The following is a 17,334-nucleotide window of genomic DNA, read 5'->3' as shown; positions in this document are numbered from 1 at the left end:
TCTCCCAGGAGCGCCATGTCCCAAGCCCCCGCCGATGCGGCCGCCGACGATCCCTTCCTCTGGCTCGAAGGCGTGGAGGATCCGCGCGCGCTGGCGTGGGCGCGCGAGCGCAACGCGGTGTCGCAAGGGCTGCTGGGTGCGCAGCCCGGCTTCGCCGCCGACGAGGCGCGCATCCTGCAGGTGCTCAACTCGCGCGACCGCATTCCCTACATCAGCCGCATCGGCGCGCACGTCTACAACTTCTGGACCGACGACGCGCATCCGCGCGGGCTGTGGCGGCGCACCACCCTGGCCGACTACCGCAACGCGCAGCCGGCCTGGGAGGTGGTGCTGGACGTCGACGCGCTCGGCAAGGCCGAGGGCCGCAGCTGGGTGTGGCACGGCGCGTCGCCCGTGCCATCGCGCATCGAAGGCGGCATCGACCGCTGCCTCGTGTTCCTCTCGCCCGGCGGCTCCGATGCCCACGTGACGCGCGAGTTCGACCTGGTCGCCAGGCAGTTCGTGCCGGACGGGTTCACGCTGCCCGAGGCCAAGTCCAGGTGCCAGTGGATCGACCGCGACACGCTGTACGTCGGCACCGACTTCGGCCCCGGCTCGATGACGAGCTCGGGCTATCCGCGCATGATCAAGCGCTGGCGGCGCGGCACGCCGCTGTCGCAAGCGCAGCTGGTGTTCGAGGGCCGGCCGGACGACGTGAGCGTGGGCGCCTGGGTGCAGCACCTGCCCGGCGGCCGCCAGCGCCATTTCCTTAGCCGCTCGATCGACTTCTACCGTGGCGAGGACTCGCTGCTGCTGGACGACGGCCGCCTGCAGCGCATCGAAAAGCCCGACGATGCCGACCTGCAGGTGCAGGGCGACCTCATGCTGCTGCACCTGCGCAGCGACTGGACCGTGGCGGGCACGACGCATCCGTCGGGCGCGCTGCTCGCCACCAGCCTGGAAGCCTTCCTGCGCGGCGAGCGCCGCTTCGACGTGCTGTTCGCGCCCACGCCCACGCGCAGCCTCGAGCGCAACGGCGTGGCGCTGACCCGATCGCACGTGCTGCTGAACGTGCTGGACAACGTCGGCAGCCGGCTCGAGGAGCTGCACCGCACCGGCACGACCTGGCAGCGCCGCGCGGTGCCGCTGCCGGCCCACGTCCGGCTCTGGGTGCAGTCGCTGCATGACGAAGCCCTGGATGACGATCCGCTGGCCGACGCCTATCTCGCCGGGCGCGAGGACTTCCTCACGCCCGACACCCTGCTGATGGGCAAGGCCGGCGATGGCGTGCCCGAGACGCTCAAGCAGCGGCCGGCGCTCTTCGACAGCACCGGCATGCGCACCGAGCAGCTGTTCGCCACCAGCCGGGACGGCACGAAGGTGCCGTACTTCGTCGTGTGGCCGCACGGCGCGTCGGCCGATGGCGAGAACCCGACGCTGCTCTATGGCTACGGCGGCTTCGAGGTCAGCCTGCTTCCGAGTTACCAGGCCGTGCGCGGCGACCTCTGGCTGCGCCGCGGCGGCGTGCTGGTGATCGCCAACCTGCGCGGCGGCGGCGAGTTCGGCCCGCGCTGGCACCAGGCCGCGGTCCGCGAGCACAAGCAGCGCAGCTACGACGACTTCATCGCCGTGGCGGAGGACCTGGTCGCGCGTCGCATCACGTCGCCGCACCGCCTGGGCATCCAGGGCGGCAGCAACGGCGGACTGCTGATGGGCGCCGCGTTCACGCAGCGCCCCGACCTGTTCGGCGCGGTGGTCTGCCAGGTGCCGCTGCTGGACATGCGGCGCTACCACCGGCTGCTGGCCGGCGCGAGCTGGATGGCCGAATACGGCGACCCGGACGAGGCGGGCGATTGGGCCTTCATCGGCCGCTACTCGCCCTACCAGCAGGTCAAGCCAGGCGTGCGCTACCCGCGCGTGCTGTTCACCACCAGCACGCGCGACGACCGCGTGCATCCGGCGCACGCCCGCAAGATGGTCGCGCGCATGCAGGCGCAGGGCCACGACGTGCTCTATTACGAGAACACCGAGGGCGGGCATGGCGGTGCCGCCGACCCCAAGCAGCAGGCGCACCTGCGCGCGCTCGAGTTCGCGTACCTCTGGATGCAGCTCGGGCGACCGACGCGCTGACCGTAGCGCGGCCGTGGTCGGAGGCGTCCGGCAGGGCTTGCCGGACGAGTCCCACGCCGCGTCGTCCCTGGCGGGACGACAGTGTGGGCACCAAGGAGTGAACCCGATGCACAAGCAATCCCTGGGTGCGGCGCTGCTTTGCCTGGCCATCGCGGCCAGCCCGGCGGCCATGGCCGCCGGCAAGAAGGAGAAGAAGGCGGCCAGGAAGCCGGAACCCGAAGCCGTGGTCACCGATGTCGCGCCGCCGTCCGGCTCGTGGGAAGCGGCGCCCGCGCCCAACAAGGACTACGTCTGGTCCAAGGGCTACTACGACTGGAAGGACGGCCGCTACGAGTGGAAGGGCGGCGAATGGGTGCTCAAGGAGGAAGGCAAGACCTACGAGCAGCACCAGTGGGTCAAGCGCCCCGACGGCAAGTACGAGCTCACCGGCGGCAAGTGGGTGAACGAGGACCAGGCCAAGGGCAAGGACGCCGACGACACCAGGTCCTCCGGTGCCGGCAAGGCCAGCCATAACGGGCCCGAGACGAAGGACGCGAAAGCAAGCGACGCCCGCAGCATGGGCGCGGCGCCCGCGACCGCGAAGCGCTGATCCTGCCGCCTTCACGGCGGCTTCTCGCGGCGCGCTCCGCGCGCCGTCCGTTCAGCGGGCATTCACGCTGGTGCTTGCAGCATGGGGGGACCACTTCAGGCCTTCCCATGAACCCCTGCACATCCCTCGACACACCGGCGCTGCGCGCACCCACCGTGCTGCCCGGCGCCGGCTGGCGTTCCATGAGCCGTCCGGCCGCCCTCCGGCGGCTCGGCGCTGCCATCGCCGTCGGCTGCGCACTTGCCTTGGCTGGATGCGGCGGTGGCGGCGACGCGGGCGGCCTGGCCGTCGAGCAGGGCACCACCCTGCAGGTCGGCGTGGTCGCAGGCGGGACGACCTATGCGCCCGCGCCGACCGGGCAGACGCTGGTCGTCGAGGCACGCGTCGGCCAGCCCGTCACCTTCGACACCAATGAGCCGGTGGTCTGGAGCTTCTCCGTCAACGGCAGCCCGCTGTTCTCGAACGGCACCACGGTGGACCTGGGCGGCGTGACGATCACCGAGTCGCAGCTCGATGCCTCGGGCGTGGTGCTGGACTCGGCGTTCTACGGCCCTGCGCTGGTGCCCATCGACGTGCTGCTGACAGCCACGTCGGTCATCGACAACGCGCAGGTGGCGACCATCCGTCTCGTGCTGCGATAAGGCGGCAGCCGCAGACGGAGGCCGCCGCTGCGCTCAGCGCGTCCCCGCCTTCCCCATCTGCCACAGCAGGAAGCTGTAGATGTCGGCCTGCAGCGAGTTGCGCTGCTGCGCGGTGCTGCCGACGCCATGGCCGGCCTGCGCATCCAGCCGCAGCAGCACCGGCTTGCCGCTCGTGCTGGCGGCCTGCAGGCGGGCCGCCGCCTTGGCGCTGTGCCACACGTCCACCCGCGGGTCGTTCAGCCCGTGCACCAGCATCACGGCCGGATAGGCGACGCCGTCGCGGATCTGGTGGTAGGTGCTCATCGCCAGCAGCGCGGGGAATTCCTTCGGGTCGCGCCAGCTGCCGAACTCCGAGATGTTGGTGATGCCGTTGGCGCTCTCCTCGGCGCGGACCGCATCCATCACGCCGACGTTGAAGATCGCCGCGGCGAACAGCTGCGGCGCATCGGTCACCGCGCGGCCGACGAAGATGCCGCCCGCGCTGGTGCCCATCACGGCCATCGTGGCCGGCGAGGCATAGCGTTGCGCGATGAGGTACTGCGCGCACGCGATGCCGTCCTTCCAGGTGTTGGCCTTCGTGGCCTTGAAGCCGGCCCGGTGCCACGCATCGCCGTGCACCCCGCTGCCACGCACGTTGGCGAAGGCCAGCACGCCGCCGCGTTCGAGCCAGGCGATGCGCGAGGGGTTGTAGTGCGCCGTCTCCGAGAACCCGTAGGAGCCGTAGCCGTCCAGCAGCGTCGGGTTGCTGCCGTCGCGCGCGAGTCCCTTGCGGTGCAGGATGGTCATCGGCACCAGCACGCCGTCGTGGCTGCGCACCTGCACCTCGGTGACCTCGACCGCGGGCGCGCCCGGGATCTTCACCGGGGGCCGCAACCCGGTATCGACCGACTGCGTGCCCTGCAGCCGGTACGTGCGCGGCGCCTGCGTCCAGCCGGCCAGCGTGTACAGCCAGTCGTGGTACGCGTGCGCGGGGTCGTCGTGCAGGTCCGCGACGCCACCGTGGAACGGCAGGGCGATGGGCTTGCCCTCGGTATCGCCGGGCCGGTACTCGCGCAGGCCGATCGCGGTGCCTTCGCGTACCGAGGCCATGACGGCGTCCGGGCCGACGTTGAAGCCTTCGAGCACGCCGCCCTTGGGCGCGCGCGCGACCTCGACCGCGCGCGACAGCTGCGGCCGCCGCAGGTCCAGCTTCATCACCTTGTAGAGCGGCGCGTCCTTGTGCGTGCGGAAGAACAGCTCGTCGCCCTTCAGCTCGATGTCGACGATGCTGTCCTCGGGCGAGGCGATGCGCTGCCACGGCACGTCGCCCCTGCCGAAGTCGGCGACGTGCGCGATGAAGAGCGAGCCTTCGGGCACGGTGGTGTCGGTGGTGCGCGCCACCACCCAGGGGCTGCCGGGCGCGAACAGCAGCGAGCCCACGTCCAGCCGCACCAGGCCGATCTGCTTGTTGACCGTGGGCCCGAACACGGCGCGGGCTTCGCCGGCCGGCGCGCCGACGCGCTGCCACATCACGCTGGAATCGAGGTAGGTCTCGGTCTCGGGCTCCTCGGGCGTCAATGCGCGCAGCTGGTTGTAGGTGAACGAGCGGCTGTCCGGCAACCAGCTCACGTTGGGCTCGTGCACGCGCGGGATGGGTTCGCCCACGGGCTGGCCGGTGCGCACGTCCAGCACGGACAGCGAGGCCTCCTCGGAGCCGCCGGCGGACAGGCCATAGGCGACGTAGCGGCCGTCCCAGGATGGCACGAAGTAGTTGATCGCATGCGGCACGCCGGTCTTGGCCGCCAGCGCCTGCGGATCCACCAGCACGCGCTCGCGGCCGCCTTCGCGCAGCACCAGCTTGTATTGCGACTGGCCGCGCAGGCGCTTGAGGAAGAACAGGCGGTCGCCCGGCATGCGGACGATGCGCTGGATCGCGTCGCCGGTCGCTGCCGACAGCTGCGTGATGCGCTGTTCGAGGGCGTCGCGCACCTCGATGCGGTCGAGTGCCTGCCGTGCCCGCGCGCTCTCGGCGAGCATCCAGTCGCGCACCTGCGGGTCGCGCACGTTCTCGAAGTAGCGGTACGGGTCGTGCACCGTGGTGCCGAAGATGGACTCGGCGGTGTCGCGCACCGGGGGCGGGGCGGCGGCCGCGGCCAGCGCGGTGGCGGCGAGCAGACCCGCGGTGCAGGCGCGCAGCAGGGCGCGAACGGAAGGCGTCATTGGTGTTGTCTCCTCGGGAGCGCGGATTGTAGGCAGCGCCCCCCCGGAGCGCAGACCGCTCACACCAGCTCGGCGTCCTGCAGCTCGCGCGCGAGCCACGCGCCGAAGATCGGCGCCGCCAGCAGGCCTGCGGGGCCGAACGCCGCCTCGCCGGCGAGCATCCCGGCCAGCACTGCATAGGGCGCGATGCTGGTGCGGCTGCCGACGAAGTGCGCGTTGAGGAAGTACTCGAGCTTGTGGATCACGACCAGGAAGATCAGGCAGGCGATGCCCACGCCCGGCGACACGGAGAGGCCCACCATCACGATCGCGGTGTTGGAGATCAGGTTGCCGACGATGGGCACCAGCCCCATGCCGAACGTGAAGACGACCAGCGTGCGCGCGAAGGGCAGGGGGTAGCCCGCCAGCGGCAGTCCTCCCATCAGGAAGATGCCGGTCAGCGCCGCATTGAGGGCCGCGATGCGCACCTGGGCCGCGACCACGTTGTTGAACCCGGTGCTCAGGTTGGTGAGCCGCTCGCGCGCGAGCGCCTGCCACTGAGAGCGCGGAGCGGCGTGGTCGGAGAAGGCGATGAGCAGCCCGATCGCGCTGCCCACCAGCAGGTCGACGAACAGGCGGACGGTCTCGTTGCCCCAGTGCTGCAGTTCTCGCGCATGCTGGCGCAGCCAGCGCGACAGGACGTGCTGCACTTCGTCCGCGGTCTCGGGCAGGCTGTTGGCCATGTCCGGGGGCATGAAGGCACGCAGCCGCTCCAGCGTGTCGGCCAGCAGGCGCATCAGCCGCGCCAGGCCCTCGGCTCCCCACAGCAGTTCGAACGCCTGCACGCAGCCCCAGCCGACGACGGCCAGCACGGCCAGCGTGAGGACGACGGACGCAACGCGCGCCCATGCGGGCGGCAGCCAGCGGCACAGGTGGCGCTGCGCCCATTCGAAGATGGCGTAGGTGCCCAGCGCCGCGACCAGCGCGGCCAGCAGCTGCAGCTTGACGATCAGCAGCAGCAGGATGCCGAACACGACGAGGACCGTCGTGCGGGCGCGGGGCTGGTCAGCATCGGGCATCGCGGTGCGCAGGCAGTGGCGCGATGATCATCCGGACCGCTGGCCCGGCAGTGGGACGCCGGCGCGACAGCGGGTAGGAAGCGCCCGCTGGGTTGCGGGCGCGGACGCGCGGCTCAGGCGGACGGCCGTTCGCTGCGCTGCTGGCTGCGTGCCTGCAGGTGTTCGCGCACGTGGTCGGCGCGGTCGCCCACCGCGGCCACCGCTTCCTTGACCTGCTGCTCGCTGGTGTTGAAGTGGCGGGCCCACGCGCACACGGCGTAGTCCCAGCTCACGTCGATGCGGTCGACCTTGTCCGGGGACTGGGTTCCGTTGGTCACTGCCATGTTCTTGCTCCGATCTTGCTTGCGCAACATGGTAGGGATGCGGTCGAGGCCGAACTGTAGGACGCTCTTGATCGCCCCTGCGGTCCGTGGCGCCAGCCCGACGGCGCGGGTGTTCGGTCAGGATGTCGTGGTACCTTCAACGGCCATGGTTTCCGCTGTACCGCCGCCTGCCCCGAGTGGCCCCGCGCCCTCGTTCCAGGAGCGGCTTGCCGCCCTCTCGCACGAGTGGCGGGCGCAGCTGCCGACGCGCCTGGACACGCTCCAGGTCCTGTTCCGGAGCTGCCGCCAGAGCCCCGGCGACGACCAGGACCTGCAGGAACTGTATCGGCAGGCGCACATGCTGGCCGGATCGGCCGGCACCTTCGGCCTGCATGCCCTGGGCGAGCACGCACGCGCGCTCGACATGGAACTGCAACAGGTGATGGCCAGGGGCGGGCGCGCGGCTGCCGACTTCGACCCCGCAGGGCGCCTGCTGGATGCGCTGCTGGCAGCGCCGCGGGAGTGAGTGCCGAGACCGTGAACCCGCCGATCCGTGCGCTCCTGGTCGACGACGACCCGCTGCTGCTGGCCCTGCTGTCCGCGTTCCTGGCTTCGCGCGGCTACGGGGTCGTCGAAGCCGCCGATGGCGAGCAGGCCCTGCAGCACCTGGCCGATGGCGGCTTCAACCTCGTGGTCACGGACCGCCACATGCCGCGCATGGACGGCCTGGACCTGTGCCGGGCCATCCGCGCGCGCGGCGACCGCAACTACGTCTACTGCATCATGCTCACCGCCTCCGGCGACGAGCAGGCCCTGCAGGTGGCGATGGAAGCGGGCGTCGACGACTTCCTGGCCAAGCCGCTGCGGCCGGCCGACCTGGGCGCGCGCCTGCGCGCTGCCGAACGCGTGCTGGCCCTCGAAGCCGGGCTGGCGGCACGCAACCAGGAACTGAGCCAGGCCTATGCGCAGCTGAGCCGTGACCTGGAGCTGGCGCGCGCGCTGCAGCGCGGGCAGCTGCCGGCGCCGCAGGCCTTCGGCTCGCTGCGCTTCGAGGGCTGGTTCGAGGCCTCCAGCTACGTCGGCGGCGACCTCTACGACTACTTCGCGCTGGGCGACCGGCTGCTCGGGTTCTACCTGGCCGATGTCTCGGGCCATGGCGTGGCGGCGGCCATGATGGCCGTCGCCGCGCAACACCAGCTGCGCACCGCAGCCCAGCAGGTGGTGCGGGCCGTCACGCCCGACATCGGCCTGGACGAGGCCGCGCTGGAGATCGTCTACCGCTACAACGCGCGCTTCATGCAGTCCGACGAGTCGGGCCTGTACCTCACGCTCGTGTTCGGCCTCGTCGACCGCACCACCGGCCAGGTGGCGCTGGTCGGGGCCGGCCATCCGCCGGCCCTGCACGCGGCCCCCGGCGAGCGCGAGTTCACGGCGATCGGCGAAGGCAGCGTGCCGATCGGCATCCTGCCCGAGCCGGACTGGCAGGCCACGTTGCACACGCTGGCGCCCGGCAGCCGCCTCGTGCTGCATTCGGACGGCATCGTCGATTGCGAGGGCGCGGACGGCAGCGCGTTCGGCGCGCAGCGCCTGCGCGAGTTGCTGGAGCGCGAGCGCGATGCCCCGGCGGCCGCGACCTGCGCCGCGGTGCGCGACGCGCTGCGCGGGTGGCACACCGGCAGCTTCGGCGACGACGTGACGCTGCTCGTCCTGGAGGCGCGTTGACGCATGGGGCGCCGTTCCGCACGCTGGCTGCCGTCCGTGCTCGCCGTGTTGCTGTGTGTTCCCGCCGCGTGCATGGCTGACTGGCAGCTCGCGCACGAGGACGACTTCGCGCGGCCGCAGCCGCTCGATGCCGGCTACTGGCGCTTCGAGACCGGCTTCGTGCGCAATGGCGAGGACCAGTACTACAGCGACCGCAATGCCACGTTGCAGGACGGTGTGCTGCGGCTGCAGGCGCGGCGCGAGGCCGTGCCCAATGCGCAGTGGCGTGCCGGCAGCCGCGACTGGCGCCTGCGCAACAAGCTGTCCACGTACACGTCGGCCTCGCTGCTCGCGCGCGAGCCGCTGCAGTACGGCCGCATCGAGGTGGTCGCGCGCACGCCGTCGGGGGCCGGCGTCTGGCCCGCGATCTGGCTGGTGCACGAAGGCGAGGGCGTGTACGGCGAGATCGACGTGTTCGAGGCCGTCGGCAAGCATCCCGACACGGTGTTCGCCGGCGTGCACTACGGCCGCACGCCGCGCACGCGCCAGCACCACAACGACAGCCGCGTCGTGCCTGGTTTCGAGGGCAGCTGGCACACGCACACGCTGGAGTGGACGCCGGACGGGATCCGCATCGCGCTCGATGGCCAGACCTGGTTCCGCTTCGATCCGGACCAGGCCCGGCTCGCCGATGGCGGCGATCCGCTGCGCCAGCCGATGCGGCTGCGCATCAACCTGGCCCTCGGCGGCAACTGGGGCGGTCCCATCGACGAAGCCCGGTTGCCGGCGCAGTTCGACATTGCCGCGGTGCGCGTCTGGCGCTGGGTGCCGGGGCAGGTCGGTACCGCGATCGCACCGGCATCCGTGCCAGTGTCCGAACCGATGCCGACCGCAGCGGATGCCCCCATGCGGTGGGGCCGGTGATGGCGGTCCGCGCGTCCCTGCTCGGCGTGTGCGCACTGGTCGCGACCGGCATCGCGTTGGCCCAGACCCCGCCTTCGCCGCCGCAGCAGCAGCGCGGTGGCACCTATGTGGAGCCGCCGGCCCAGGTCGATCCCCTGTACGTGCCGCTGGGGCCGGACCGGCCGGCCGCACCGCCGTCGCCGGACTCCGTGCTCACGTTGCGGCTGTCGCTGGAGGCGCCGCTGCGCAACGGCCAGGCCGCCGGCGCCGGCACGCAGGGGCCGCGTGCCGGATCCACCACCGTGCAGGCGCAGCTGCGCTGGCGGCCGCTGGAGGACAGGGCCTGGTTCGTGCAGGGCACCGCGTTCCGCTACCTGGAGCCGTCACGCCAGCGCAGCTGGGACCCGGACTTCACCTACGGCTTCGGCCACGACGATGGACGCGAGGGGCACTGGGCCTTCGCGTACGCCAACTACACCGGCACGCGCAGGCACCCCGATGTCGCACAAGGCGAGCAGCGCTGGAACTTCCCGCAGGGGCAGTGGACCGCGGCCTACCGGTTCGGCCTGCCCGAGGCGCTGCGCCCGTGGCTGCTGGTGGGCGACGGCGACGCCGCCTCGTGCCATGCGGACGGCAACCTGGTGCCGCGCTACACGCGGCTGGCGGGCGACGTCGGCAGCGACAAGGTCTCGTTCGCCCTCGGCTGCCGCTACACGCGGCCCGGCGGCTGGTTCGCGCAGGCGACCGCGTTCGCGTGGCCCGAGCCCAGGAAGCAGCAGCCCTGGGATCCGGATTTCACCTACGGCTTCGGCTGGACCGACCCCGGCTCCAGCGGCCTGACGTTGCAATACGCCAACTACTCCGGCAATCGTTGGCCTGGCCGTGCGCGCGCGCCCGGGGAGGGCCAGTTCCGCAGCGGCAGCATCTCGGTCGGCTGGGGCGCGTCGTGGTGATGGAGCCCCTTACCATTGCGAGAGCGCGGCGCGAGGCGCCGCTGGAGATTCCATGGAACTGATCGACATCCACCGCGAGGGCGACGTGCCCGTGGTGGTCCCGCGCGTGAAGCGCCTCGACGCTTCGGTCGCGCCCGCCTTCAAGCAGCAGGTCGTGCAGCTGGTGCAGGGCGGCGAGCGCCAGTTGGTGGTCGACCTGTCCGGCGTGGACTTCCTCGATTCCAGTGGCCTCGGCGCGCTGGTCTCGATCCTGAAGGCGCTGGGCAGCCAGGGCACGATGGCGGTGTGCGGCGCGCGCGGCGGGGTGCTGAGCCTGTTCAAGCTCACCCGCATGGACAAGGTGTTCGCGATCCACGCCGACCGCCAGGAAGCGCTTGCCCGGCTGGGCGCGTAGCCCATGCAGGAGTCCGAGCTCCTCGTTGCTCCCACCCTGTCCGAGGTGGCGCAGGCCACGCAGCAGGTGCGCGCGCTGCTGCCCGACTGGCTGTCGGAGAGCGAGCGTGATGCCATCGAGCTGGCGCTGGCCGAAGCGCTGACCAACATCGTGCAGCACGGCTTCGGCCGCGCTGGTGGCCAGCCCGTGCGGTTGCGGCTGCGCGAGCGAGGCGGTGCCCTCGAAGTCGACGTGTGGGATCAGGGCCGACCCATTCCGAAGGACCTCCTGTCGCAGGCCGACCCGTCAACCACCTTCCTGTTCGATCCCACCAACCTGGCCGGCCTGCCCGAAGGCGGCATGGGCCTGGCGCTGATCAAGGCCGCCTTCCACGAGGTGCGCTACGGCAGCCGCGACGGCGTGAACCGGCTGCACCTGGTGCGCCGGATGTGAGCCCTAGGAGACGCACGGCTTGCCCGCTTTCTATTTCGACCGCTTCGAGGACCGGCGTCCGCCCGCGCCGCTGCCCTGTCGTCCCTGGCTGGAGCTCGCGTGGCAGTTCCTCGCCATCGTGGCCCTGGTGCTCGGGGCCAACTACATCCGCTGGCGCTGGACCTCCTCGCTGAACCACGACGCGTTGTGGTTCGCGATCCCGCTGGCGCTGGCCGAGACGCTGGCGTACGTCGGCCTGCTGCTGTTCACCTTCAGCCTCTGGCGCACGCGCGACGTCCCGCAGCAGCCACCGCCGCGCACCGTCGGCGAGTGCACCGGCGAGGCGGCCAGCAGCGAGGACTGGGCCCAGCGGCCGGTCGCCGTCGACGTCTTCATCGCCACCTACAACGAGGACGAGGAGCTGGTGCGGCTGTCGATCCGCGATGCGAAGAAGCTGACGTACCCGCACCCGCTGGACCTGCGCATCCACGTGCTGGACGACGGCCGCCGCGCCACCATGCGCCAGGTGGCCGACGAGGAGGGCGTGCACTACATCAGCCGCCAGAACAACATCGGCTTCAAGGCCGGCAACCTGCGCAACGCGATGGAAGCCACCGGCGGCGACTTCATCGCGATCTGCGATGCCGACACGCGCCTGTTCCCCACCTTCCTGGAACACACGCTGGGCTACTTCCGCGACCCGGACGTCGCCTGGGTGCAGACGCCGCAGTGGTTCTACGACATTCCGGAAGGCACGCCGCTGCACGAGTGGCTGGCCCAGCGGCTCGGCGGCGCGGGGCGTTTGCTGGGCCGCGGCATCGAGCGGGTGATCGGCCGCGTGCGCCTGGGTCAGGACCCGTTCGTCAACGACCCCAAGATGTTCTACGACGTCATCCAGCGCCGGCGCAACTGGTGCCACGCGTCGTTCTGCTGCGGCGCTGGCTCGGTGCACCGCCGCGAGGCCGTGATGCAGGCGGCGCTGCGCAGCTTCGCGCTCTCGGTCGACCGTGACGTGCGCCGCTTCGAGCAGGAAGTGCCCGACGAGGAGCTGCGGCGCGACCTGGGCACGGCGATGCGCACGCAGGCGGCGCTGGAGCAGGAACTCACGCCTTACAAGTTCCACGTCTCCGAGGACATCTACACCTCGATCGTGCTGCACAACGATCCGGTGCGGCGCTGGAAGTCGGTGATGCATCCGCAGGTCGAATCGAAGATGCTGTCGCCGCAGGACCTGCTGACCTGGATCATCCAGCGCTTCAAGTACGCGGGCGGCACGCTGGACATCGCGCTGCGCGACAACCCGCTGTTCAAGGGCGGCATGCGGCTGCCGCAGCGGCTGATGTACCTCACGACGTTCTGGTCGTACCTGGGTTGCCTGTGGAACCTGGTGTTCCTGGTCGCGCCCATCATCTATCTCTTCACCGGCATCGCTCCGCTCTCCGCCTACTCGCAGGCGTTCTACCTGCACGCGCTGCCCTTCATCCTGCTCACGGAACTGGCGTTCCTGGTCGGCACCTGGGGCGTGAACAACTGGGACGGCAAGGCCTCGTACCTGTCGTTCTTCCCGGTGAACTTCCGCGCGCTCTGGACGGTGCTGCGCGGCGAGAAGATCAAGTTCCACGTCACCCCCAAGGAGCGGCAGGAGGGCACCTTCCTGCACCTCGTGTACCCGCAGCTGGCGGTGATCGTGCTCACGCTGGCCGGGCTCGGGTACGCGGCCTGGCGCGTGGTCGTGCAGGGGCATGACAACGAGCTGCCGAACCTGATCGTCAACGTGGCCTGGGGCCTGAACAACGTGGCCGCGATGCTGCCGATGGTGCGGGCGGCGCTGTGGAAGCCGGACGAGGAAGCAACCGGCGAGGCTTCGGCGCAGCCGGCCTGAGCGCCAGCAAGAGAACGAAAAAAACCGAACGAAGATGCAGGACAGCAACTGGGTGAAGGCCCGCAGCTCCATCGTGTGGATCGCCGCCATCGTGGTGGCGTTCGGCAGCGTGTGGTGGATCGAGCGCCAGACCGGCAAGGAACTGATCGCGCGCCAGGGGCCGGCGCCCGCGGCCGCCGCCAAACGGGAGCTGCCGGCCAGTCCCGACCGGCCCGCGATCCCCGCGCCGCGGCCGCTCACGGCCCAGGAGCAGCAGTGGGCCCGCGTGGCCTGGAGCTACTTCGAGCACAACACCGACCAGGCCAGCGGCCTGGTGAGCGCGGTCCAGGGCTTCCCGTCGACTTCGCTGTGGGACAGCGGGTCGTCGTTGCTGGCGTTGCTGGCCGCGCGCGATCTCGCGCTGATCGACGAGCCGGAGTTCGACCGCCGGCTCGCGCTCGCGCTCGCATCGCTGGCGCGCCTGCCGCTGCAAGGGGCGGGGCTGCCGAACAAGTCGTACGACGTGCACACGCTGCAGATGACGGACTACCGCAACCAGCCCGTGCCGCAGGGCACCGGCTGGTCGGCGCTGGACCTCGGTCGGCTGGCGGTTCCCCTGAATGCGATCGTGTGGCGCCATCCGAAGCACACGGAGGCCGTGCGCCGCCTGCTCGCGCGCTGGGACCTGCCGGCGCTGGCGCAGGACGGCCAGCTGTGGGGCCTGCAGTCCGGCGACGGCGCATCGCCGCAGCGCGTGCAGGAAGGTCGGCTCGGCTACGAGCAGTACGCGGCCCGCGCGTTGGGGCTGCTCGGGCTCGACCTCGAAGCCGCGGCCGATCCGCTGGCGCACCTGCGCCTGGTCGACGTGCAAGGGATCGCGGTGCCCGTCGACGACCGCGACGCCGCGCAGCACGGCGCGCTGAACGTGGCGACCAGCGAGCCGTGGATGCTGCAGGGCCTCGAGCTGGGCTGGACACGGCGCTCGCGCGAACTGGCCTGGCGCGTGTACCGCGCGCAGGAGAAGCGCTTCCAGGCGACCGGCACGCTGACGGCCGTCTCCGAGGACCATGTGGACCAGGCGCCGTTCTTCGTCTACGGCGCCGTGTGGGCCGACGGCAAGCCCTGGTCCGTCGTGACGTCGAAGGGCGAGCCGGTGCCGCAGCTGCGCACGCTGTCCACCAAGGCCGCGTTCGCGTGGCATGCGCTGCTGCGCACGCCCTACACGCAGCAGCTGGTGGCAGCCGTCGCCGCCCTGAACGATCCTGCTGGGGGTTGGTACGGCGGCCGGTACGAGGCCGGCGGCCAGCCCAACCAGTCGCTCAACGCCAACACCAACGCGGTGGTGCTCGAAAGCCTGGCCTACATGGCTTACGGGCCGCTGCTGCGGACACGCTGATGCCCATGGCCCGACTCCTGCGCCGCCTCGTTGCCGCCACCTTGTTCGTAGCGCCGCTGCTGGCCGCCGCGGCGGACGCGCCGGGCGCGGCCGACTGCAAGCCGGGCGACCTGCCTGCCGCCACCTACCCGCACCGCTCGGGCCCGCTGACCGCGCAGGAACTGGGCATGGCGCGCACGGCGTGGAAGTACTTCGAGAACAACACGCAGCCGACCGGTCTGGCCAATGCCGTCGACAACTATCCGTCGACGACGATGTGGGACACCGCCTCCTACCTGGGTGCGATCGTCGCAGCCCGCGAGCTGGGCGTGATCACGCCGCAGCAGGCCGACGAGCGCCTGGGCAAGTTGATCGCCGCGCTCGGCGGACTCGCCCTCTTCCGCGAGGAACTGCCCAACAAGGTCTACCACACGCAGACGCTGGAGAAGGTGGACTACGCCAACAAGCCGGGCGAGATCGGCTTCTCGGCGCTGGACCTGGGCCGGCTGCTGGTGTGGCTGAAGATCGCCAAGGAGCGCTACCCGCAGCACGCCGACGCCATCGACCGCGTCGTGCTGCGCTGGAAGTGGGGCCACGTGGTGGACCGCAGCGGCATGATGTTCGGCGCCATCCTCGACAAGGACCGCAACACCCAGTACGTGCAGGAAGGGCGTCTGGGCTACGAGGAGTACGCGGCCAAGGGTTTCCAGCTCTGGGGCATCGCGACCGAGCTGGCCGCGCGGCCCGAGCCGTATGCCACGGTGCCGATCTACTGCGTGGAGGTGCCGTACGACGCCCGCGATCCGCGCAAGTACTACCAGCACAACTACGTGGTGACCGAGAGCTACGCGCTGGACGGCATCGAGTTCAACTGGGACCTGGCCACCGACCGCGACACCGACGACCGCCGCCACAGCCAGGCGTGGATGGCCGACTTCGCCAGCCGCGTGTACCAGGCGCAGGAGAACCGCTGGCGCGCCACCGGCATCCTCACCGCGCGCTCCGAGCACCAGCTCGATGCCGAGCCGTACTTCGTCTATGACACGGTGTTCACGGACGGCTACGCGTGGAACACCATCACCGAGCCGGGCCAGTACGTGCCGCAGTACGCGGCCGTCTCGCTGAAGGCGGCGCTGGGCATGTGGGTGCTGTGGCAGTCGCCGTACACGGACCGCCTGTTCGAGCAGGTCACGCGCAACGCCGATCCGGCGCGCGGCTTCCTGGAGGGCGTGCTCGAGAACGGCAAGGGCCCGATCCGCGCCTTCACCGCCAACAACAACGGGATCATCCTGGAGACCCTGCTGTTCAAGGCGCACGGCAAGCTGCTCAAGTGGGGCGGCGCGGGGCCGAGCCTCTGGGACCGCACGTTCGGCGGCACGCCCTACGGCACCAGGGCGCGCACCGCGGGCACGCCGCCGCCCTGCACACGATCCGCCGCCGACGCCCCCGGCGCCAGCCCGTGCTGAGCCGGCGGTCGTTCGCGGCCGGCAGTGCGGCGGCGTGGCTCGCGGGCTGCGGCGTCGTCGCGCGCGGCATCGATTCGGCATCCGCCGCCGGTCCGGCCAAGTCAATCCCCGGCCTTACCACGCAGCAGTGGCAGTGGGCCCGCACGGCCTGGCGCTATCTCGAGAACAACACCGACGACGTCACGGGCCTTGTGAACGGCATGGACCGCGTGCCGACGTTCACGGCCTGGAATGCCGGCGACGCGATCGCGGCGACGGTGGCTGCCTTCGAGCTGCAGGTGATCGATGCGCACGAGTTCGACCTGCGCCTGTCGCGGCTGCTCGGGTTCCTGGCGACGATGGACCTCTCGCAGGGCAAGCTGCCGAACAAGGTCTACAACAGCGTGACCGGCAAGATGGTCGGCTTCGAGAACCGGCCCGACGACATCGGCTGGTCGGCCGTCGACATCGGCCGGCTGCTGCTGTGGCTGCGCATCGCCGCCCAGCGCCATCCACGCTTCCAGGAGTACGCCGATCAGGCCGTGCTGCGCTGGACCTTCTGCGACGTCATCGACGACTGCGGGCGGCTGCAGGGCACGTCGCGCGCCAACGGCCAGGTGCAGCGTTATCCGGAGGGTCGCCTGGGCTACGAGCAGCTCGCGGGCGCCGGCTACGCGGCGTGGGGCTTCGATGCGCGCGGCGCGACGGCCTTGCCCCCGCTGGAGACCGCGAACATCCTGGGCATGCGCGTGCGCTTCGATGCGCGCGATCCGCGCACCACGGGCGCCCAGGCGCCGGTGCTCACCATGCCCTACGTGCTGAGCGGCATCGAACTGGGCTGGATCGCGCCCGATGGCAGCAGCGGCCTGCGCGACCTCGCCGCGACGGTGCAGCGCGTGCAGGAAGAACGCTGGCGCCGCGAGCGGCAGGTCACCGCGCGCACCGACTACCAGCTGCGCGAGGCGCCCTACGTGGTGCTGGATTCGGTCTTTGCGTCGGGCTACGCGTGGAACACGGTCGGCAACGACGGCAAGGAGTACGAGAAACTGGCCCAGGTCTCGACGCGCGCCGCGTTCGGGATGTGGGCGCTGTGGGCCGGCGAGTACGCCGACGTGCTCGTGGACACCGTGCGCTTTCTCTACGACCCCGACCGCGGCTGGTACGAAGGGCGCCTGGAGCAGGGCGGCGGTCCCAACACCACGCTCACGCTGACCACGAACGCCGCGATCCTGGAGACGCTGTTGTTCAAGGCGAACGGCGTGCTGTACGACCGCGAGGGGCCGAAGCCCGGGCTGTTCCAGGTGCGCACCGGCGAGGCGTTCAACCGCGTGGGGCGTTGCTGGCCGACCGAGCGGGCCGCGTGCACCGCCAAACCGTAGCAAGCCCGGCGGCG

16 protein-coding genes are annotated in these 17,334 nt (G+C 71.1%); 13 read left to right on the top strand and 3 right to left on the bottom strand.

What is annotated here, in order from left to right; translation table 11 throughout:
* Nucleotides 1-15 precede the first annotated feature (15 nt).
* From ACPWT1_RS21105 to ACPWT1_RS21095, 3 genes are all read left to right on the top strand, one after another.
* Nucleotides 16-2,109, top strand: coding sequence for a prolyl oligopeptidase family serine peptidase (locus ACPWT1_RS21105; RefSeq protein ID WP_427913088.1), 2,094 nt, complete (start codon nucleotides 16-18; stop codon nucleotides 2,107-2,109).
* Nucleotides 2,110-2,215: 106 nt separating this feature from the next.
* Nucleotides 2,216-2,698 (top strand): hypothetical protein, encoded by a 483-nt coding sequence (locus ACPWT1_RS21100; RefSeq protein ID WP_427913087.1) that lies wholly within the window; start codon nucleotides 2,216-2,218, stop codon nucleotides 2,696-2,698.
* Nucleotides 2,699-2,805: 107 nt separating this feature from the next.
* Complete coding sequence (locus tag ACPWT1_RS21095; RefSeq protein ID WP_427913086.1) at nucleotides 2,806-3,339, top strand: hypothetical protein; 534 nt, start codon at nucleotides 2,806-2,808, stop codon at nucleotides 3,337-3,339.
* A gap of 33 nt (nucleotides 3,340-3,372) precedes the next feature.
* Here ACPWT1_RS21095 and ACPWT1_RS21090 read toward each other — a convergent pair whose 3' ends face one another.
* The 3 genes from ACPWT1_RS21090 to ACPWT1_RS21080 all read right to left on the bottom strand — a co-directional run bounded on the left by ACPWT1_RS21090 (nucleotide 3,373) and on the right by ACPWT1_RS21080 (nucleotide 6,919).
* On the bottom strand, nucleotides 3,373-5,538 hold the full coding sequence (locus ACPWT1_RS21090; protein ID WP_427913085.1) for a prolyl oligopeptidase family serine peptidase: 2,166 nt from the start codon (nucleotides 5,536-5,538) through the stop codon (nucleotides 3,373-3,375).
* Nucleotides 5,539-5,597: 59 nt separating this feature from the next.
* Nucleotides 5,598-6,596 (bottom strand): AI-2E family transporter, encoded by a 999-nt coding sequence (locus tag ACPWT1_RS21085; protein WP_427913084.1) that lies wholly within the window; start codon nucleotides 6,594-6,596, stop codon nucleotides 5,598-5,600.
* Between the two features lie 113 nt (nucleotides 6,597-6,709).
* A complete protein-coding gene (locus ACPWT1_RS21080; RefSeq protein ID WP_427913083.1) occupies nucleotides 6,710-6,919 on the bottom strand; it encodes a DUF3606 domain-containing protein in 210 nt (69 codons plus the stop codon).
* A gap of 145 nt (nucleotides 6,920-7,064) precedes the next feature.
* On the opposite strand from ACPWT1_RS21080, the gene ACPWT1_RS21075 reads away from it, so the two are divergent.
* The 10 genes from ACPWT1_RS21075 (at nucleotide 7,065) to ACPWT1_RS21030 (ending at nucleotide 17,320) form a co-directional block, all read left to right on the top strand.
* Nucleotides 7,065-7,424, top strand: a complete 360-nt coding sequence (locus ACPWT1_RS21075) for an Hpt domain-containing protein (protein WP_427913082.1) — start codon at nucleotides 7,065-7,067, stop codon at nucleotides 7,422-7,424.
* The gene (locus ACPWT1_RS21070) at nucleotides 7,421-8,620 is read left to right on the top strand and encodes a PP2C family protein-serine/threonine phosphatase (RefSeq protein ID WP_427913081.1); all 1,200 of its coding nucleotides are present in this window, start codon (nucleotides 7,421-7,423) and stop codon (nucleotides 8,618-8,620) included. The genes ACPWT1_RS21075 and ACPWT1_RS21070 overlap by 4 nt, the downstream gene beginning before the upstream one ends.
* Nucleotides 8,621-8,692: 72 nt before the next feature.
* Nucleotides 8,693-9,523 (top strand): glycoside hydrolase family 16 protein, encoded by an 831-nt coding sequence (locus tag ACPWT1_RS21065; protein ID WP_427913080.1) that lies wholly within the window; start codon nucleotides 8,693-8,695, stop codon nucleotides 9,521-9,523.
* Nucleotides 9,523-10,455, top strand: a complete 933-nt coding sequence (locus ACPWT1_RS21060) for a hypothetical protein (protein ID WP_427913079.1) — start codon at nucleotides 9,523-9,525, stop codon at nucleotides 10,453-10,455. The genes ACPWT1_RS21065 and ACPWT1_RS21060 overlap by 1 nt, the downstream gene beginning before the upstream one ends.
* Before the next feature lie 52 nt (nucleotides 10,456-10,507).
* The gene (locus ACPWT1_RS21055) at nucleotides 10,508-10,849 is read left to right on the top strand and encodes an STAS domain-containing protein (RefSeq protein ID WP_427913078.1); all 342 of its coding nucleotides are present in this window, start codon (nucleotides 10,508-10,510) and stop codon (nucleotides 10,847-10,849) included.
* A 3-nt stretch (nucleotides 10,850-10,852) separates the two neighbouring features.
* Entirely contained in the window at nucleotides 10,853-11,281 is a 429-nt protein-coding gene (locus ACPWT1_RS21050) for an ATP-binding protein (protein WP_427913077.1), read from the top strand.
* Between the two features lie 19 nt (nucleotides 11,282-11,300).
* A complete protein-coding gene (locus tag ACPWT1_RS21045; protein ID WP_427913076.1) occupies nucleotides 11,301-13,142 on the top strand; it encodes a glycosyltransferase in 1,842 nt (613 codons plus the stop codon).
* A 34-nt stretch (nucleotides 13,143-13,176) separates the two neighbouring features.
* Nucleotides 13,177-14,517 (top strand): DUF3131 domain-containing protein, encoded by a 1,341-nt coding sequence (locus ACPWT1_RS21040; RefSeq protein WP_427913075.1) that lies wholly within the window; start codon nucleotides 13,177-13,179, stop codon nucleotides 14,515-14,517.
* Nucleotides 14,518-14,522: 5 nt separating this feature from the next.
* Nucleotides 14,523-15,962 (top strand): DUF3131 domain-containing protein, encoded by a 1,440-nt coding sequence (locus tag ACPWT1_RS21035; RefSeq protein WP_427913074.1) that lies wholly within the window; start codon nucleotides 14,523-14,525, stop codon nucleotides 15,960-15,962.
* A complete protein-coding gene (locus ACPWT1_RS21030; protein ID WP_427913073.1) occupies nucleotides 15,956-17,320 on the top strand; it encodes a DUF3131 domain-containing protein in 1,365 nt (454 codons plus the stop codon). Before ACPWT1_RS21035 ends, ACPWT1_RS21030 begins: the two co-directional genes overlap by 7 nt.
* Nucleotides 17,321-17,334 lie beyond the last annotated feature (14 nt).

The organism is Ramlibacter sp. MMS24-I3-19, from assembly GCF_050320135.1.
Lineage (GTDB): Bacteria > Pseudomonadota > Gammaproteobacteria > Burkholderiales > Burkholderiaceae_C > Ramlibacter.
This window is presented reverse-complemented; position numbering and strand designations above follow the sequence as displayed.

Bases quoted from the DNA above. Each gene is read 5' to 3' on its own strand.
- ACPWT1_RS21100 (WP_427913087.1), top strand. From the start codon at position 2,216: ATGCACAAGCAATCCCTGGGTGCGGCGCTGCTTTGCCTGGCCATCGCG.
- ACPWT1_RS21090 (WP_427913085.1), bottom strand. From the start codon at position 5,538: ATGACGCCTTCCGTTCGCGCCCTGCTGCGCGCCTGCACCGCGGGTCTG.
- ACPWT1_RS21060 (WP_427913079.1), top strand. From the start codon at position 9,523: ATGGCGGTCCGCGCGTCCCTGCTCGGCGTGTGCGCACTGGTCGCGACC.
- ACPWT1_RS21085 (WP_427913084.1), bottom strand. From the start codon at position 6,596: ATGCCCGATGCTGACCAGCCCCGCGCCCGCACGACGGTCCTCGTCGTG.
- ACPWT1_RS21035 (WP_427913074.1), top strand. From the start codon at position 14,523: ATGGCCCGACTCCTGCGCCGCCTCGTTGCCGCCACCTTGTTCGTAGCG.
- ACPWT1_RS21040 (WP_427913075.1), top strand. From the start codon at position 13,177: ATGCAGGACAGCAACTGGGTGAAGGCCCGCAGCTCCATCGTGTGGATC.
- ACPWT1_RS21075 (WP_427913082.1), top strand. From the start codon at position 7,065: ATGGTTTCCGCTGTACCGCCGCCTGCCCCGAGTGGCCCCGCGCCCTCG.
- ACPWT1_RS21050 (WP_427913077.1), top strand. From the start codon at position 10,853: ATGCAGGAGTCCGAGCTCCTCGTTGCTCCCACCCTGTCCGAGGTGGCG.
- ACPWT1_RS21080 (WP_427913083.1), bottom strand. From the start codon at position 6,919: ATGGCAGTGACCAACGGAACCCAGTCCCCGGACAAGGTCGACCGCATC.
- ACPWT1_RS21055 (WP_427913078.1), top strand. From the start codon at position 10,508: ATGGAACTGATCGACATCCACCGCGAGGGCGACGTGCCCGTGGTGGTC.
- ACPWT1_RS21095 (WP_427913086.1), top strand. From the start codon at position 2,806: ATGAACCCCTGCACATCCCTCGACACACCGGCGCTGCGCGCACCCACC.
- ACPWT1_RS21105 (WP_427913088.1), top strand. From the start codon at position 16: ATGTCCCAAGCCCCCGCCGATGCGGCCGCCGACGATCCCTTCCTCTGG.
- ACPWT1_RS21065 (WP_427913080.1), top strand. From the start codon at position 8,693: ATGGCTGACTGGCAGCTCGCGCACGAGGACGACTTCGCGCGGCCGCAG.